We start from the raw sequence: 17,701 nt of genomic DNA on the forward strand, positions 1-17,701 counted from the left end.
CTTTTCATATAATCATAACGCTATAACAAATGATTGCGAAATAACTGGCCTCACCAAGCAAGGCAAAGCCGTACCCGTATGCATCTATTACCATCTTGTGACGGTGATTCTAGCCTTTGACAGAACCGATCATGACCCCTTGAACAAAATATCGCTGCAAAAACGGGTACAAAACGACAACCGGCAGGATCGATACGATAATAACGGCATATTTGACCAATGACGCAATTTCAGCCTTGTTGTTCATAGCCTGAGCAATGTCGCCACTGATGGCCGCCCCCGTCGTTTCCGCCGACATCTCCTGCAGCACCAATATTTGGCGCAGCACCATTTGCAGAGGATATTTCATTTCATCATTCAGGTATATAAGAGCCGGAAAATAGCTGTTCCAGTGGCTGACGCCATAGAACAAGGCCATAACGGCAATAATCGGACCGGACAACGGCAGCACGATTTGGAAGAACAACCGCAGATTCGTACAGCCATCCATATGCGCAGCCTCCTGCAGCTCCTTCGGAATCGTGGAGTGGAAGAAGGTTCTGGCCACAATAATATTCCATACGGATGCCGCAACAGGGAGAATCAACGCTCCCATCGAATTGATCAGCCCCAGATTTTTGACTGTCAGATAGAGGGGGATCAAGCCGCCATTAAAAAACATCGTGATGAGAAACATCGCCATAAAAAAGTTGCGTCCCACAAAATCGGAGCGACTGAGGGCATAGGCTGCCGGCAAAGTGATGGCCAGGTTCAGCAATGTCCCAACTACGGTGTAGAGGATTGTGTTGCCATAGCCGTTCCATATTTTAGGATTCGAAAAAACAAGCTTATAGCCATCCAGCGTCAGACCTTTGGGCAGCAGCCACATTTCCCCCGAATTGACGAACTTCGGCGTACTGATCGAAGCGCTGACGATATAGATAAGCGGATATAGCACAACAATGAGCGCAAGGGCCAAATAAACATAGTTTGCTGCCAGAAACAGCTTGTCCGAGGTGGATTTCCTCATCGACTTCACCATTTTAAACCTCTCCTTTCCTTTACCATAAGCTTGTTGCACTTGTACGTTTGGCAATTTGGTTCACCGTAATCAACATGAGAGCATTAACAATCGAATTGAACAACCCTACGGCAGTTGAGAAGCTGTATTGTGCGCTTACGAGACCTGATCGGTAGACGAAGGTCGAAATGACATCTGAGCTTTCCAGATTCAACGAGTTTTGCAGCAGTAAAATTTTCTCGTAGCCAACACCCAAGATATTGCCTGTGTTCAAAATCAGCAGGATTGTAATGGTCGGTATAATGGTTGGCAGGTTAATATGAAGCAGCCGTTTGAATCTGCTTGCTCCATCTACAATGGCCGCCTCGTGCAACTGCGGATCAACCGCTGATAGCGCAGCCAAATAAATGATCGTTCCCCAGCCTGTATTCTGCCATACGCCAGAAATAACATAGACCGTCTTAAACCAAGCAGGATCATTAAGAAACTGCGGTGCATCGATGCCAAGTGCCTCAAGCCCGCGAATAAGCATCCCGCTCGACGGAGAAAGGAATGAAATAATCATCCCGGTCATGACCACGATAGAAATGAAATGCGGTGCATAAGTAATCGTTTGCACGCTTTTCTTGAAATAACCGTTGCGGATTTCATTAAATGCCAATGCCAGAATGATTGGCAGCGGAAAGCCTAGGGCCAGCTCATAGAAACTGATACTCAGCGTATTCCAGAGCAAATCCCAAAAATAATGCGAATTAAAAAACCGTTCAAAGTGCTGAAAGCCGACCCACTCACTGCCAAAAATACCTTTGGATGGAACGAAATTTTTGAATGCAATTTGAATTCCGTACATCGGTCCATAGTGAAATACCGCAAAATATACAAACGCGGGAAGCATAAATAAGTACAATTCCCAGTTTTGCTTCATTCGCTTGGCGATCCCGCCTGATGCTCGCAGCGGAGGCGTCCGTAAAGCCTGCTGTCCTCTACCGTTCATTTTCTGATGCCCCTTTCCTGTTCCTGTACCACTCTGCTACACATTATAGGCAGGTACCTGAGCAGGATAAAATATGTGGTATTTGCAGCAAACGGCAAAAAAAGGCCAAACCCTTTATGTTACTGGGTTTGACCGCTGTACCATAGCAAATTTAACACGCTTACAGCAAAGCGCTGTAAGCGCTTTTGTGTTGTTTTTGAACCCATTTCCTGGCCTGCAAATTATACATATTGCCGTTCTGATGACCTTGTGCCATCCTGTTGGGTAAGTCAAGTTAGGACATGACCAACTTTCAGGAGGCTAATAAAATGACATTGCCAAAATCGATTACAACTTTTCTGGAGGAAGCCGACAAGCGTCTGGCCCATCGTCCCAAGCTGCAGCAATTATTTCGAAATACGTTCCCTAACACACTAGAAACAACAACCAAATTATTGGATGACGGTACGACGTTTGTATTCACTGGAGACATACCAGCCATGTGGCTGCGTGATTCAACTGAGCAGGTTCGCCATTACATTCCGTTTGCCAAAAACGACGAGCAGCTGCAGCGCATCATCGGCGGTCTGATTGCCAGACAAATCTTCTATATTAATATGGATCCGTACACCAATGCTTTTAATGAAACGGCCAACGATCGCCACTATCGCGACACCGACGATTGCAATTTGAATCCATGGATGTGGGAGCGCAAATACGAGCTGGACTCGCTTTGTTTTCCCGTTCAGCTTATATACTCCTATTGGAAGGAAGCGGGACAAAGCGATATATTCACCCATGAATGTTATCAAGCCCTCACCTCCATCGTCGAAGTCATGATCACTGAGCAGCGTCATCAAGAGCGTTCCAACTATCATTTCATCAGGCAGACCAAACAAGAAACAGAAACTCTGCCGAACGATGGACACGGCATGCCTGCTAACTACACGGGGATGACATGGTCGGGCTTTCGCCCTAGTGATGATGCCAATGTGTTTGGCTATAACATCCCTTCGAATATGTTCGCTGTCGTTGTGCTGGGCCATATTATCGAAATTGCCACCGAGATTTATAAGGATGAGCGTCTTGCAGAGCGGGCAGACAAGCTGCGTAGAGAGATCGATTTTGGCATCCGCCATTACGGTATCGTGAATCACCCGACTCATGGTCAAATCTACGCTTATGAAACGGATGGCTTCGGCAATTATTGCCTGATGGATGATGCGGGGACACCTGGGCTTATCTCCATCCCTTATATCGGTTATGTAGGCACGGACGATCCGATTTATCAGAATACGCGCCGCTTCGCCCTAAGCTTCGATAATCCGTTCTACTTTGAGGGCAAGCACGCCAAAGGCATAGGCAGTCCCCATACCCCTGGCGGCTATGTATGGCATATGGCACTCTCCATGCAGGCACTGACCTCTGATAATGAAGAGGAGATCAAAGAGTTGATTCAAGTGTTAATCGATACGGACGCAGATACCGGCTTTATGCACGAGGGCTTCCACCCGGATAATCCGGCAGATTTCTCCCGTGACTGGTTTGCCTGGTCCAACAGCTTGTTTGCGACCTTGATTGTCAAGGCGATGGACAAAAATTTCATTTAAACTTTAAAGACGAGCGCAGCCTCTTGGTGTAGACCGCCTGCTGCATATTTATGAAGACCCTATATCTTCTTATAACGTGCAGCAGACCCCAAAATCACAGCCTATTCATGCATCGAACTCGCCTCGGAGCTTCTTAATAAAGATCGATTATAGATCTCTAAATTTTTTGGTGTGAAGTATCCCTCAATCATTATTTTTTCTCACTAGCGCTGCATTAATATTCTCGAAATCTTCACAAGATTCTGTTTAGTTTGGTTTTGCACGTAAAAAAAATCCTTTACAATGGAATGGAGAGGTAGACCTGTCCATAAATTCGACCTTTTCCATTTCAACCCGAAAGTTAATTTTCTGAAATAAAGGAGAGTAATACATGATAAAAACTGATGAACACTTTATGGCAGAAGCAATCAAACTTGCAGAGCAAGCTAGAGATAATGGAAATGAACCATTTGGAGCATTACTTGTAAAAGACAACGAAATTGTTATGGTTGGCGAAAACCAAATCAATAGTCACTGTGACCCAACACATCATGCAGAACTAGGACTTATCAGAAAGTTCTGTATTGAACAGAATATTTCCGATCTTAAATCCTACACTTTATACACCAGTTGCGAACCATGTGTGATGTGTTCAGGAGCAATGGTATGGTCTAATTTAGGAAAAATTGTTTATAGTGTATCGCATGATCAGTTAGCCGAAATTGCTGGCAGCAATATTATGATATCTTGTAAAGAGGTTTTTCAAAAGAGCCCTAACAAACCATTAGTCATAGAAAATGTTTTAAATAAAGAGGGATTACAAGTCTTTGAAGGTTACCAGTTTAAATAACTCTTCTAAGAATAATCTCTTATCCAAACCTCTAGTGGTCCTTTTTCGATGAGTAGCATTCTACAATGCCCGTAAAGTGCACACGCCAAAACAAACAATTCATTTACGTTCATTTTCTTATACAAATCTTTATTTAGTACTTGATCTGCAAATTGTACACGTGTTGCAACAAGTACGGTGACTTTTCCTTGGCTAATCCATCCTCTTCCTTTATTTGACCTGCAATCCGTAGGAATCTTGCTGCAAACGCCATAAATTTGCATAGAGTCCCTCTTTTGCACATAATTCGCGGTGAGTGCCTGCTTCAGCGAGTTGGCCCTGGTCAAGCACAAGGATTTTGTCCGCATGTTGGATCGTCTTCAGGCGATGCGCAATGATGATGACCGTTTTATTGGCCACCAGCTCGTTGATGGCCCGCTGCACTGCGGTCTCATTTTCCGGATCGAGCGAGGCGGTCGCTTCGTCGAGCAGCACAATCGACGCATCTTTCAACAATGCGCGGGCTATGGAAATCCGCTGCTTCTCTCCGCCGGACAATGTCGAACCGCCCTCTCCTACCGGCGTATCATAGCCTTGCGGCAATCGGGAGATGAACTCATGGCAGCAAGCGCGCTTGGCCGCTTCTTCAATTTCTTGTGGCGCAGCGTCCATCTTTCCGATTCGAATGTTGTTGCCGATAGTGTCCTGAAATAAGTAAACATCTTGAAACACCACGGAAATATGCTTTAAAAGGCGCTCCGGATCGGCATGTTGAATGGATTGGCCGCCAATCTTGATCGAACCTTGCTGAACATCCCAAAATCGCGCAATCAATCGTGTTATCGTGCTCTTCCCGCTGCCTGACGGTCCGACCAAAGCCGTAGTCGTATTCGGTTCAATCGTAAAAGACAGATCCCTCAGGACAGGCGCGTTGGCGTCATAACCAAATGTGACCCGGTCAAAAACAATCGTCCCATGAGGTTCGATGCTTGCAGTCCCCTGCATCGGCTGCTCCTGCTGCACGTCCATGATGCGCTGCGCGCTATAAGCGGAATACCGCATTTCGCCATAATTCATCAACACCACCATCAAAGGTTCGAATACTCGCGTCCCCACCAGCAGGAACAGGAGAAAGACGGGAAGCGAGAGCGTTCCGCCAACGAGCAGTTAGCTGCCGACGTAAATCATGATCGTCATCCCGGAACGGGTCAGCAGCATCGCCCCCATAATTAAAGGACCTATGACGCCTTCCAAGCGGATGGACGCACGCATCAACCGGTCAAAGGAAAGACGCAATCGCTCAAACCGTTTGCCTCCCATATTATGGGCTTTGATCTCCCGTATTCCGGCCAAATATTCCTGAAGCCGGCTGGCAGCTTCATTCTTGGCTTTGACATGGCTCTCGCTTAAACGCGCTTGGAGCGCATCCGTCAGCCAAAGCAGCAGTACGCCGAACGGAACCGCGACGAACATAGCCAATGCCATTTTCCAATCCAAAAAGACGAGTCCTGCCAATGCAAGAACGGGCAGCACAATCGCGCTAACGAGCTGAGGCACATTGTGCGAAATCGTATGTTCGACTTGCCCGTAGTCGCCGAGCAGCAAGTTGGTCATATCCCCCGGATCGCGTTTGCCGAAATAACCTAACGAAAGATGGCGCAAATGCTCGGCCAGTTTCAACCGCCCGGACGCCGCCAGACGATATGCCGTTTTAAATGATTTGTTGTAGAGCAAGGCATAGGTCGTATACGAAACGATCAGCCAGGCGAACAAAATCGCGTACACCGCCCACAACCGTCCGGTATTCAAGCCCGCTTCCGGTTCAGCGAAGGAATGATAAATCGTATTGAAAACGTCGACCAGGAGCGCTGCGGGAATTACCTTGGCGATTCCGTCCAGCAAAACCGCAAAAGCGGAAGGCCATAAGCTTCTGACATTTCCTCCCGAAATATTAGTAAAGTAATGATTCATTTCCCGAGCCCTCCTTCGCGGCGGCGGCAGCGGCGGCGGACGCGTTGCCTTTTGCTCCCAGTTTCCAGAAAGCCGCACTGATATGAGCTTGCCACATCTGTTCATACAACCCGTTTAATGCCCGCAGCTCGTCATGTGTTCCCCTCTCTGCAATTTCGCCTTGTCTCACGACCAGAATTTGCTCCGCCGCGCGTATAGTAGACAGGCGGTGAGCGATCATGAGGACGGTTTTCCCCTTCACTAATTCGGCCAGGCCCTGCTGAATGTTCTTTTCGTTCTCCGCATCCGCATATGCGGTCGCTTCGTCGAGCACCAGAATGGGCGCATTTTTCAAGAGCGCCCGGGCAATGGCAATCCGCTGCGCTTCTCCGCCGGATAAATAAGTCCCTCCCTCGCCGATTTTAGTGTCATATCCGTCCGCGAGCTTCTCGATGAATTCATGGCAGCAGGCCGTCTTCGCGGCCGCAATGACCGCTTCTTTGGAAGCTGCCGTATTCCCCATCCGAATATTCGCTTCAATCGTATCGTAGAAAAGATGCACATCCTGAAACACGAAGGAGACCATATCCATCAACATTTCCGTACCGATTTCGCGAATCGGAACGCCGCCGATTGCGATCATTCCATCCTGAGCATCCCAGAAACGCAGCAGCAAATTGGCAATCGTCGATTTCCCGCCGCCCGAAGGACCGACCAAAGCGGTCATTCCACCCGCTTTTGCGACAAAATGGATATCTGTAAGCACCGGCTTAAAATTCTTGCTCTCTTTCTTTTCATAGGCGAAGCAAACATGATGAAAGGCGATATCGTACATAACAGGAACTCGGGGAAAAGCAGGTTCCGTCACAATCGGTTCGGCAAAAACAGCTTCAATCCGCTTGTTGCCTTCCACATTTTTCTCATTCCGCTCCCTATGTACATAAGTTTCATTAACGACACCGATAAGCTTGGTGTAATGATCAGAAACAAAATAAGCGTAACGGCAAAGGATTGACTTCCGGAATGACCGCTTGCCAGCAAGATACCGATGGGCACAACAAAAGTAAACAAAGAGCTCACTAGAATAAAAAAGAGACTATACGGCGTCTTGCTCAAATCCGTAATGCGGAGGGTAATATCGCGATATTTGACAACGGCTTGCTTGAACGTTAAAAAGGAATCCGCCCTAATGCCAAATATTTTTACTGCGGGCATTCCCCGGATATACTCCACGCCGGTTGCATTCATTTCTTCCACCGCGTACTGAAATTCCCGATAGGCTTGTTGTCCGCTTTCACTGCTGAACATACGAGCCTGCAGCCACAAGCCGACGACGATCGGAATAATCAGCACCGCTGCCAGGCGCCAATCCAGCCAAAATAAATAACCGATCAATAGAATCGGGATCAACGTAAGCTGTCGCCTGCCCGCCAAGCGCCAGCTTGTCAGAGGCCAACGGGATAAGCCGGCGCATTGCTTCGCCGCTCGCACCCGACGGGTGAAGAATGAGCGGCGCTAAAAACTACTCGACGTAATCAATCCAAGTTCGTTTATTTGAACTTCCGGGTTCGTTACCACCTGTTTAATCATGGAAACAAAATGTTTTTGAATCTGTTCTACGGTGGATAAGTCATAAACATTTGCATTGTACATCAATATGATCTTCATCTTCTCATGGGGCTTTACGATCAAAGTAAAATCAAAGCTATTGTGTTCTGTACCCTCAACATTCATAATTTCAAGCGATCTTTCCCCTTTTTTGCCCAAATTCTCCATTTGCTCTTCTACAGGAAAATTCTGATATACAACAACATGGTTGATCAAAGATTGTTTTTGCTTGGTTAGATTTTGAATATCATACAAGGAATACGTATCGTATGCATGTGACTCAACGGCTTGTGCCTGATTCCTTTTCATGATTGATATAAAAGAATCCTCTCCCTTAGAGTGGATACGAACAGGGATTGCATTGATAAATAATCCAATCATACTTTCGATACCAGGAATGACAGGCGGTCTGCCCGATACAACACTTCCGAATACAACATCGTTGCTTTCATTATATTGCTGCAGCAAAACACCCCAAGCCGTCTGCACGAACGTATGAATCGTAACCTGATGCTGCTCCGCTGCCTGTTTCATTTGCTGGATCAGTGCATCTTCCAAATAACAGCTTAGCGTTCTGGAATCTTGTCTTTCATGCTTCAGTTTGATTTTTTCTCCGGGTAATTTCGTTTGCCCTTCATAGCCTTCCAAGTAATGACTCCAATACGTTATGGCTCCTTCATTGTCTTGCTGTTCCAACCACTCAATGAATTGACTATACGGTGTTAATAAAGTCATTTCGGGTTTTCTGTTCTCCCGAATCGCAAAGTAATTTTCAAAAATTTCTTTGCTTACAAGAGACATACACCAGCCGTCCATTAAAATATGGTGAAAACTCCATATGACGCGGTATTCTTCATTCTTTGTTCGTAAGACAGACATGCGTATTAAAGAATCTTGTTGTAAATCAAATCCTCTTTCCTTGTCCAGTTGGATATAATCGTCAGCATACGCCTTTCGTTGCAACTCATTCATATCCATTAAATCTTCAACATTAAATTCAATTTTTTTCTCTTGATAAACGATTTGCAACGGGATGTCCACGAAATCACGATAAAAATTAGTTCTTAATATCGCATGTCTTTGCATCAAATGATCCAAGCTCTGTGCAAAAGAGGCAGCATCGAAATCTCCACGCATGTCAAACATGATTTGCACAAAATAAGCTCCCGAAATTGGATTTCGTACACTTTCGTACAGCATTTCCTTCTGCAACGGTGTTAGTGGATACACATTTTCGATATGACCGATGTGCTGAGTTTGTTCCACTAATTGATCCAGTTGATCAATGGTTAATGACTTGCATGAAATATCACTTGGTGTAAGTTCGGTTCGTTCTTTCGTAACACAATGTTCAATGACTTCTTTAAGACTTTCCTTATAGAAACAAGCCAACTGCTCCATCGTTTCCCGTTGATATTGTCTTCGACTATAGTTAATGGTGAGCGACAGCCTTCCCTCTATAACGATCCCATTGATATTAAGTACAAACGGTCTCTTGTTGTTTTCACTTACGGATGGTCCGCTGGAATAAGTTGAAAATTTAATTCCACCATTGTCTGAACCTTGATTCACCTGGCCCATATAGTTGAAACTAATTTCGGGATTTTTCTCAAAAGTGAATCCTTCACGCACATGTGACAAATACCTTAAAATCCCGTAGCCAATACCCTTGTTCGGTATCCGGCGCAGTTCTTCCTTAACCGTCTTAATTCTTCTCGATACATCGATCCCGGCTTTCATCGTTAGGATCACTGGGTACATACTCGTAAACCATCCCACTGTACGCGTGATATCCACATCCGGAATGATTTGTTCTCTCCCGTGCCCTTCCATATTCACAACGATTTCTTCCATGCCTGTCCATTCATGAATGGCCATTCCCAGTGCCGTCAGCAATATATCATTAATTTCCGTATTATACGTATGATGTGTCTGCTTTAACAATTGCTCGGTTTCCGCTGCTGTCCACTGAATGGTTATCGTTTCACTATCTTTCCCGATAGTCTCATCACAATCAACATCTTTAGGCAGCGGGTTTATTTCAACCTGCTCCATACGACGCCAATATTTATCTTCTTGCTCCATCGCAGCGCTATCTGCAAAAATAGACATTTGTTCTGCCCATTGTTTAAACGAAGCCGTTTTCTGTGGAAACCGAATTTCTTGACCTCTTAAGAACTGATCATGTCCTGCTTGAATATCTTCATATAAAATACGCCATGAAACCCCGTCCACCACCAAATGATGAATGGCAATAAGTAAATGATCTCCTTCGGCACATTGGAACAAGCCTAGTTTTATGAGAGGCCCGTGATACAGATCTATACTGCACTGAATTTCTTTCGCTTTATTTTCAATGATAGGTGCAGGGTTTACTTCTTTTTTAAGGTCAACGATTTCAAGACTGAATAATTGTTCTTCCTCTATCCCCCGACTCCACGCTTCATATCCGCCTTCAGCCGCTTGACGGTAAACGATACGAAGAGCATCATGATGCTTAACAATCTTATTCATCACGTTGTGAATGAAACTGACTTCAAAACCTTGTTCTCGATAGAACATCATTTCCTGATTGTAGTGATGTGCGTCCGCCATATTTTGATCAAAGAACCAGCGTTGAATCGGTGTCAGCATCACCTGTCCGGTAACTTCCCCTTGCTCAGAAATGGTGCTCGCTGATTTAACGTGTAAACTTAACTCCGCTACTGTCGGATATGTGAAAAAATGCTTCATTTCCACTTTATATCCAGCTTGGAACAAGCGTGAGGAAACTTGAATGCATTTAATCGAATCGCCCCCAAGTTCAAAGAAATTATCCAGGATGCTAATCTTTTGAACGCCGAGCACGGCTTCCCAAGCAGATGTTATCGTTTGTTCTATATGGGTTTGTGGCGCCATATATTCTGTTCCCTTTTGCATGCTTTCTTCTGGAGAAGGCAATGCTTTTCGGTCAATTTTTCCATTTGACGTTAACGGTATTTGCTCTAATCGAACAAAATAAGACGGGATCATATAATCCGGGATTTCTTGAGATAATGCCATTCTAATTTCCTTTGCTGTTAGTGGGCTGTTGCCTTTCCAATACGCACATAATTGCTTCGTTCCATCGTCATGTTCCCGGGCAATAACGACCGCTTCTTGAATGGAGTCTATTTTCAAGAGTGCTGTTTCCACTTCGCCAAGCTCAATTCTGTAACCGCGAATTTTCACTTGATGATCAATCCGTCCCAGATATTCAATATTTCCATCCGGCAGCCATCTCGCGGCATCTCCCGTTCTGTACATTTTCCCTTCTGTAACAAATGGATTATCAACGAATTTCTCTGCTGTTAAATCAGGTCGGTTCAGATAACCTCTGGCAAGCCCCTCACCTGCTACATACAACTCTCCCTGCACGCCGATCGGTTGAATTCGTAGTTGTTTATCCAAAATATACGTTTGCAAAGTAGGGATCGGTTTTCCAATATTGCTTTTTCCTGCATGTATTTCGATCCCGGTTATTTCTTTATATGTTACATGAACCGTTGTTTCGGTGATTCCATACATATTAATCAACTGTATGAATGGATATTTTACCCTCCAATCCTTTAATACCGCTGGATTGAGGGCCTCTCCTCCAAAAATCACTTTTCTTAATTTCAACTCTCCTCCATGATCTTTCAGCTCTTCTTGAAGAAGATGATAGAAGTACGTTGGCGTTTGATTCAATATCGTCACTCGCTCATCTTTTAACAATTGTAAAAATTGTTCCGGACTTTTTGCCGTCATTTGCGGCACGATGACTAATTTTCCGCCATAGAGCAATGCCCCATACATTTCCCACACGGAAAAATCAAAACAAAAGGAATGAAACAACGTCCATGTGTCTGAGGCATCAAAGTCAAACAAATTTTTACTATTAAACAATAAACGAACGACATTTTTATGTTCAATACACGTACCTTTTGGTTTACCTGTCGTTCCTGAAGTATAAATGACGTATGCCAATCCCGTTGGTGCAGCGGTGATTCCCAAGTTTGTATTGTCTTCATGATAAAACTCGGGATGATCCAGGTAGGCAACCTTTCCTGCAAAAGATATGCGTTCCTGCAAATGACTTTGCAGCAATAATACATGTACTCCCGAATCCTCAAGCATATAACGAATACGATCCTCCGGATATTCGGGGTCAATTGGCACATATGCTCCGCCAGCTTTCAAAATCGCGAGGATGCCAATGATCATATCTAACGATCGCTCAGCTATGATCCCAATTAACTGATCCGCCTCAATCCCTTTGACTTTGAGCGTTCTTGCCAATTGGTTGGCTTTCTCGTTCAGATCTTTATAGGTCAAGTGTTGATCCTCAAATACAACCGTCACTTGTTCAGGAGTTCGCACAGCTTGCTCTTCAAACAGCCCGTGAATCGTCTTGTCCAATGGATATTCAGCCATGGAATCATTAAATACTTCTAAAATTTGCGTTTTCTCCTGTGTTGTTGTCCATTCCATTTCATTTATACGGATATGTGGATCGTTGATCACTTGCTCCAACATTTGAATCAAATGATCGCGAATGCGTTCAACGCTTGCCCGATCATAGACGTTTGCATTGTAATAGAACATCCATTTCATTTCTTCACCTGGTTTGATAATCAGGTTAAAATTATAATTCGTTTGTTCATCCGCTTCTACATTTGTAATCTGAAGAGCTGTCTTCTCTTGATCTCCAAACTGTTCCATAATGCCTTGTACGGGATAATTTTCGAATACCAGAATATGATCGATCAAATTTTGTTTTTGCTGTGTTACAGCTTGAATCTCATATAATGGATACGTATCGTAATGATGCGAAGCGACAGCTTGTTCCTGATTCCGCTTCAAGAGCTCTATAAATGTCTCATTTCCTTGGGCCTGAATACGTACGGGGATTGTATTGATGAATAAGCCAATGATGCTTTCAACGCCGACGATCGCCGCCGGTCTGCCCGATACCACACTCCCGAATACAACATCTTCACTGCCATTATACTGCTGCAGCATCATTCCCCATGCTGTCTGCATGAACGTATTCAGCGTAACCTGATTCTGACTGGCTGCTTGTGACATTTGCCTAGTCAACTCTTTACTTAGTGTAAAAATCATATTCTCTGAACGATACTCGTCACTCTTCGTTATTGTATTTTCTTTCGGCAGAGTCGTTTGCTCGTCATAACCTTTTAAGTAGTCACTCCAGTATTTCAAAGATTGTTCATGATCTTGCTTTTCCAGCCATTCGATATATTGTTTGTATAGGATCGCTCCCTTTTCCTCAGGTTTTCTTTGTTCTTGAATAGCGAAGTATCCTTCGAATAACTCCTTTATAACAAGAGATAGACACCATCCATCCATCAAAATATGATGATAATTCCAAATAAAACGATATGTTTTATCATGGGTATGCAAGATCGAGATACGCATTAACACATCTTGAGACAAGTCGAAACCTTTGATTTTATCTTCTCTCGTATAGGACGCCACATACGCTTCACGTTCTTCTTCGTTCATTTCACGCAAATCTTCATATATAAGTCCATTCTGTTTATGTCGATATACGACTTGCAATGGTTTATTCTTCCATTTGCTGTGAAAATTAGTTCTTAATATGGTATTTCGTTGCATCATATGATCCAAACTCTTCGTGAAAGCTTCCACATCCAAAGACCCATGAAGATCAAGCGTCGTTTGAATAAAATAAGCTTCAGAACTTGAATGAAGCAGATTATGGAAAAACATTCCGTTTTGCATAGGCGATAACGCATATATATCTTCTATTTCACCAATGTGTGCGGATTGCTGTACAAATCCTTCTAATTCTTCAATGGTGATTTCTTTTAACGAAACATCACTTGGTGTTAATTCCGGTTTCTCTTTCGTCACGCAGTGCATGATAATTTCTTGGAGACAATCTCTAAATAATTTTGTCAATGACTCCATCGTTTCCTTTCGATATTGCGTGCGGCTATACCGAAGTGAAAGCGACAATTTGCCTTCTACAATTAAGGCGTTTATGTCAATAAGATGATTTCTTGTGTGGTTTTCGCTTGCTGTTGCACCGCCCGAGTATGGGGATATCTGCATCGCACTGTTTTGAATATCCTGATCGAATTGTCCCAAATAGTTGAAACTAATTTCAGGATTCAATGTAAATGGAACCTCTTTCCGATTCCCCGTTAAATACCTTGAAATACTATAACCAATGCCTTTTTGGGGAATTTTGCGAAGATTATCTTTGTTTGTCTTGATGAGGCGGGACAAATTTGAGCTTGCTTCCATATTCAGTACAACAGGATACTGGCTAGTAAACCAACCGATCGTACGCGTAATATCGAGATCCGGTATAATTTGTTCTCTTCCATGTCCTTCCAGATTGACCGGAACTTTATCCATGCCAGTCCAATGATGAATAGACATGCCTAATGCGCTTAACAGCAAATCGTTAATCTCCGTTTTATAGGCACGATTCGCTTGTTTTAATAACTGCTCCGTTTCTGCTGCTGTCCATTCCAAAGTTATTTCTTCACTGTCTTTTTCCAGCGCATAATCCTGTCTATCATCTTTAGGCAACGGCTTATATGCTGTTTGTTCGATTTCATCCCAATATTCAAGCTCTTGTTTTATGGCATCACTGTCCGCATACAATTTCAGTTGTTCTGCCCATAATAGGAATGAATCTGTTTTTTGAGGTAGTTGAATCGGTTCTTCATTGCATAATTGTTCATATCCCCTCGAGATGTCTTCTATCAAAATTCGCCATGAAACCCCGTCGATGACCAAATGATGAATAACAATCAACAGATGATCTCCATCTGCACATTGAAACAAGCCTACCTTCACCAAGGGTCCCTTACCCAAGTTGATACTACTTTGAATTTCATTTGCTTTATTCTCTATCTGTTGAGAAGGATCAGTTAATGGGGTGAAATCCATCACTTCAAACGTATGTAACGGTTGTTTTTCCACCCCTTCATTCCATGCTTCATAACCATGTTCCGTTGGACGGTATACGATACGAAGCGCATCATGATGCTCGCAAATTTTACTTAATACGCGGCGAAGGGTGGCTTCGTGAAAACCTTCCTTCCGATATAACATAACAGATTGATTATAGTGATGGGCATCCACCTTATATTGCTCAAAAAACCAATGCTGAATTGGAGTCAGCATCACGTTTCCAGTTATGATCCCCTGTTCTGACATCGCGCTAATCGGTTGAACATATGGAATTAAGCTTGCTATGGTTGGATATTTAAACAAATGATCCATCTGTACCTGATAGCCCGCTTGATATAATCTCGAAGAAACTTGAATCGATTTAATCGAATCCCCTCCAAGCTCAAAGAAATTATCCAAAACCCCAATTTTCTCAACGCCTAGTACCGTTTCCCAGATGGATGCGAGTTGTTGTTCCACCATAGTTCGCGGTGCTTCGTACTCCATTCCCTTCAACATATTTTCTTTTGGAGCAGGCAGTGCTTTGCGGTTAATTTTTCCATTAGACGTAAGCGGCATCTGGTCCAGTTGTACAAAATAGGACGGAATCATGTAGTTTGGCAGCTGCCGGGACAGCTCTTCCCGCAGTTTTCCTATCGTTATTGCTTCCTTACCTACCAGGTATGCACATAATTGCTTTGTTCCCGCTTCATCTTCTCTGGCCATGACGATTGCCTCTTGGATCATGCTTATGTTTAAAAGTGCCGTTTCCACTTCGCCAAGTTCGATCCGGTATCCGCGAATTTTCTCTTGATGGTCCATCCTTCCTATATATTCAATGTTTCCATCCGGCAACCATCTTGCGAGGTCACCCGTCTTGTACATTTTTGCTCCCAAAACAAACGGATCATCTACGAATTTCTCCGCCGTCAGGTCTGGACGGTTTAAGTAACCTCTAGAGAGCCCTGCTCCTGCTACACATAATTCTCCCTGTACCCCAATAGGCTGTAATCCATTCTGTTCCCCTAATATATAGACTTTATTATTCGCAATAGGCTTCCCGATTGAGATGTCTTGATCCGCGCAATTGATAGAAAGAACCGTGGATACGACACTATTTTCGGTTGGACCATATTCATTGCAAACTTCGATGTGCGCATTGATGTGCTGCAATTTGTGCATTAAGGCAGGTATAATCTTCTCACCCGCAGCGACGACATTTTTCATTGAAATCCAATCTTCTGCGTTCACATTTTCCAATAGGGTCATCAAAAAACCAGGCGGACTTTGGATGTGCGTGATTCCCTGCTTTTTTATCATGGTATTGATTGCTGCAGCATCTTTACATTGTTGTTGGTTTAACACATATACCGTCGATCCAGATATAACCGGACCAAAAAAATGGGTAATAAACGAATCAAAAACGAATGGATTCAGCATCAATACCCGATCTTCTCCAGTAAATTTATAAAATTCCGATTTCCACTGAATGGAATTCGCAATGCTGCTGTGTTCGATCATAACTCCTTTAGGATTCCCTGTTGTTCCTGACGTATAGATCACATATGCCAAGTCACGCGGACTCGCTGATTGCTCCAAGTTCAAATGATTGGTATTGTAACTCTCTTCATCATCAAGGACGATGCATGTCCCTTCAAAATTTTCCGGTTTCTGTAAATGACTTTGCAGCAGCAACCATTTCACTTTTGAATCCTCTAATACAAAATGAATACGTTCTTCCGGATATTCCGGATCGATTGGAACATAAGCTCCCCCAGCTTTTAAAATACCGAATAAGCCTACGATCATCTCGAGCGAGCGTTCCGCCATAATCCCAACTAACTGCCCCGCTTGCACACCATTAGATTGAAGCGTCCGGGCCAATCGATTCGATTGTTGATTTAATTCTCTGTACGTTAGTTGTTTATTCTCAAATACCACAGCTGCATGATCCGGTGTTCGTTCCACCTGTTCTTCAAATAATTGATGCATCGTCTTGTTCTTTGGATACTCCGCCGCTGTATCGTTAAAATCAAATAAAAGCTTGTTTCTATGAAGCTCTGAATGCATTTCTACTTTACTTAGCTCCAGGTCAGGTTGGTTTAAAACAACGGAAAACAATCGGTCTAAATGTTCTATAACTTGAACCATAAAATCTTGATCATAGCGATCCTTATCATAAAATAATTTCAGATGAATGAACTCATTCTCCAGATCAAAATGGAAAATAGTAGCTGCTGCTTTTACGTTGTTTTCATCAAGGGATGAATGAATTTCATTTAAAGAAACAATGGTATGGATCATAGGTAAGTGGTTCGAATCATATTGTATATTTAAATGTTCGACCATTTTTCTGAAAGGTACTCTTTGATGCTGGATGGCTTCGCTTAAACCTAATTTCACTTGATTAAATAAGGATTTAAATGACATCGTACTATTTATATGATTTTTTAAAATTAAGAACTTATTCGAAAGCGAAAGGTCATTGTTCTTTTCATCAATCGTCGGCATGCCAATAATCATCTTTGTTTCACTCGTATATTTATAAAGCAGGCAATTAACTCCGGTTAATAATATCGTATAAATCGCCATATGAGCGTTTTTCGAGATGGACTTGATTTTATGTGAAACGTCGTATGACAAAGGTTTATATATATAATTGTGATTATCCGTATCGCCTGAATGCTTTGAAGTTGTTTTACAATAGGGCAAATGAATAAGATAATCACCATCTTCAAACCGACTTGCCCAAAAAGATTCTTGTTTTTTAAAAATTGACATACGTCACCCCGATCCACATT

The 17,701-nt window shown here is 43.4% G+C and carries 7 protein-coding genes and 1 pseudogene; 2 read left to right on the top strand and 6 right to left on the bottom strand.

Annotation, left to right across the window (positions count from 1 at the left end; genetic code table 11):
• Positions 1-109: 109 nt before the first annotated feature.
• Entirely contained in the window at positions 110-1,021 is a 912-nt protein-coding gene (locus tag AC0LWT_RS13760) for a carbohydrate ABC transporter permease (protein ID WP_474681828.1), read from the bottom strand.
• A 19-nt stretch (positions 1,022-1,040) separates the two neighbouring features.
• Positions 1,041-1,994: an ABC transporter permease gene (locus tag AC0LWT_RS13765; RefSeq protein ID WP_474681829.1), complete on the bottom strand. Its 954-nt coding sequence runs from the start codon at positions 1,992-1,994 to the stop codon at positions 1,041-1,043.
• A gap of 308 nt (positions 1,995-2,302) precedes the next feature.
• On the opposite strand from AC0LWT_RS13765, the gene AC0LWT_RS13770 reads away from it, so the two are divergent.
• Both AC0LWT_RS13770 and AC0LWT_RS13775 read left to right on the top strand, forming a co-directional pair.
• Positions 2,303-3,583: a glycoside hydrolase family 125 protein gene (locus AC0LWT_RS13770; RefSeq protein ID WP_474681830.1), complete on the top strand. Its 1,281-nt coding sequence runs from the start codon at positions 2,303-2,305 to the stop codon at positions 3,581-3,583.
• Positions 3,584-3,953: 370 nt separating this feature from the next.
• Positions 3,954-4,412: a nucleoside deaminase gene (locus AC0LWT_RS13775; RefSeq protein WP_474681831.1), complete on the top strand. Its 459-nt coding sequence runs from the start codon at positions 3,954-3,956 to the stop codon at positions 4,410-4,412.
• Positions 4,413-4,622: 210 nt separating this feature from the next.
• Here the strand turns inward: AC0LWT_RS13775 and AC0LWT_RS13780 are convergent.
• The 4 genes and pseudogenes from AC0LWT_RS13780 to AC0LWT_RS13795 all read right to left on the bottom strand — a co-directional run bounded on the left by AC0LWT_RS13780 (position 4,623) and on the right by AC0LWT_RS13795 (position 17,681).
• Positions 4,623-6,362 (bottom strand): annotated as a pseudogene (locus tag AC0LWT_RS13780) (ABC transporter ATP-binding protein).
• The gene (locus AC0LWT_RS13785; RefSeq protein WP_474681832.1) at positions 6,343-7,254 is read right to left on the bottom strand and encodes an ABC transporter ATP-binding protein; all 912 of its coding nucleotides are present in this window, start codon (positions 7,252-7,254) and stop codon (positions 6,343-6,345) included. The pseudogene AC0LWT_RS13780 and the gene AC0LWT_RS13785 overlap by 20 nt, the downstream one beginning before the upstream one ends.
• Positions 7,206-7,751, bottom strand: a complete 546-nt coding sequence (locus AC0LWT_RS13790) for an ABC transporter ATP-binding protein (protein WP_474681833.1) — start codon at positions 7,749-7,751, stop codon at positions 7,206-7,208. The genes AC0LWT_RS13785 and AC0LWT_RS13790 overlap by 49 nt, the downstream gene beginning before the upstream one ends.
• A gap of 105 nt (positions 7,752-7,856) precedes the next feature.
• Positions 7,857-17,681: an amino acid adenylation domain-containing protein gene (locus AC0LWT_RS13795; protein ID WP_474681834.1), complete on the bottom strand. Its 9,825-nt coding sequence runs from the start codon at positions 17,679-17,681 to the stop codon at positions 7,857-7,859.
• Positions 17,682-17,701: the final 20 nt, after the last annotated feature.

Source organism: Paenibacillus sp. sgz302164 (assembly GCF_056120505.1).

Bases quoted from the DNA above. Each gene is read 5' to 3' on its own strand.
- AC0LWT_RS13760 (WP_474681828.1), bottom strand. From the start codon at position 1,021: ATGGTGAAGTCGATGAGGAAATCCACCTCGGACAAGCTGTTTCTGGCA.
- AC0LWT_RS13765 (WP_474681829.1), bottom strand. From the start codon at position 1,994: ATGAACGGTAGAGGACAGCAGGCTTTACGGACGCCTCCGCTGCGAGCA.
- AC0LWT_RS13770 (WP_474681830.1), top strand. From the start codon at position 2,303: ATGACATTGCCAAAATCGATTACAACTTTTCTGGAGGAAGCCGACAAG.
- AC0LWT_RS13775 (WP_474681831.1), top strand. From the start codon at position 3,954: ATGATAAAAACTGATGAACACTTTATGGCAGAAGCAATCAAACTTGCA.
- AC0LWT_RS13795 (WP_474681834.1), bottom strand. From the start codon at position 17,681: ATGTCAATTTTTAAAAAACAAGAATCTTTTTGGGCAAGTCGGTTTGAA.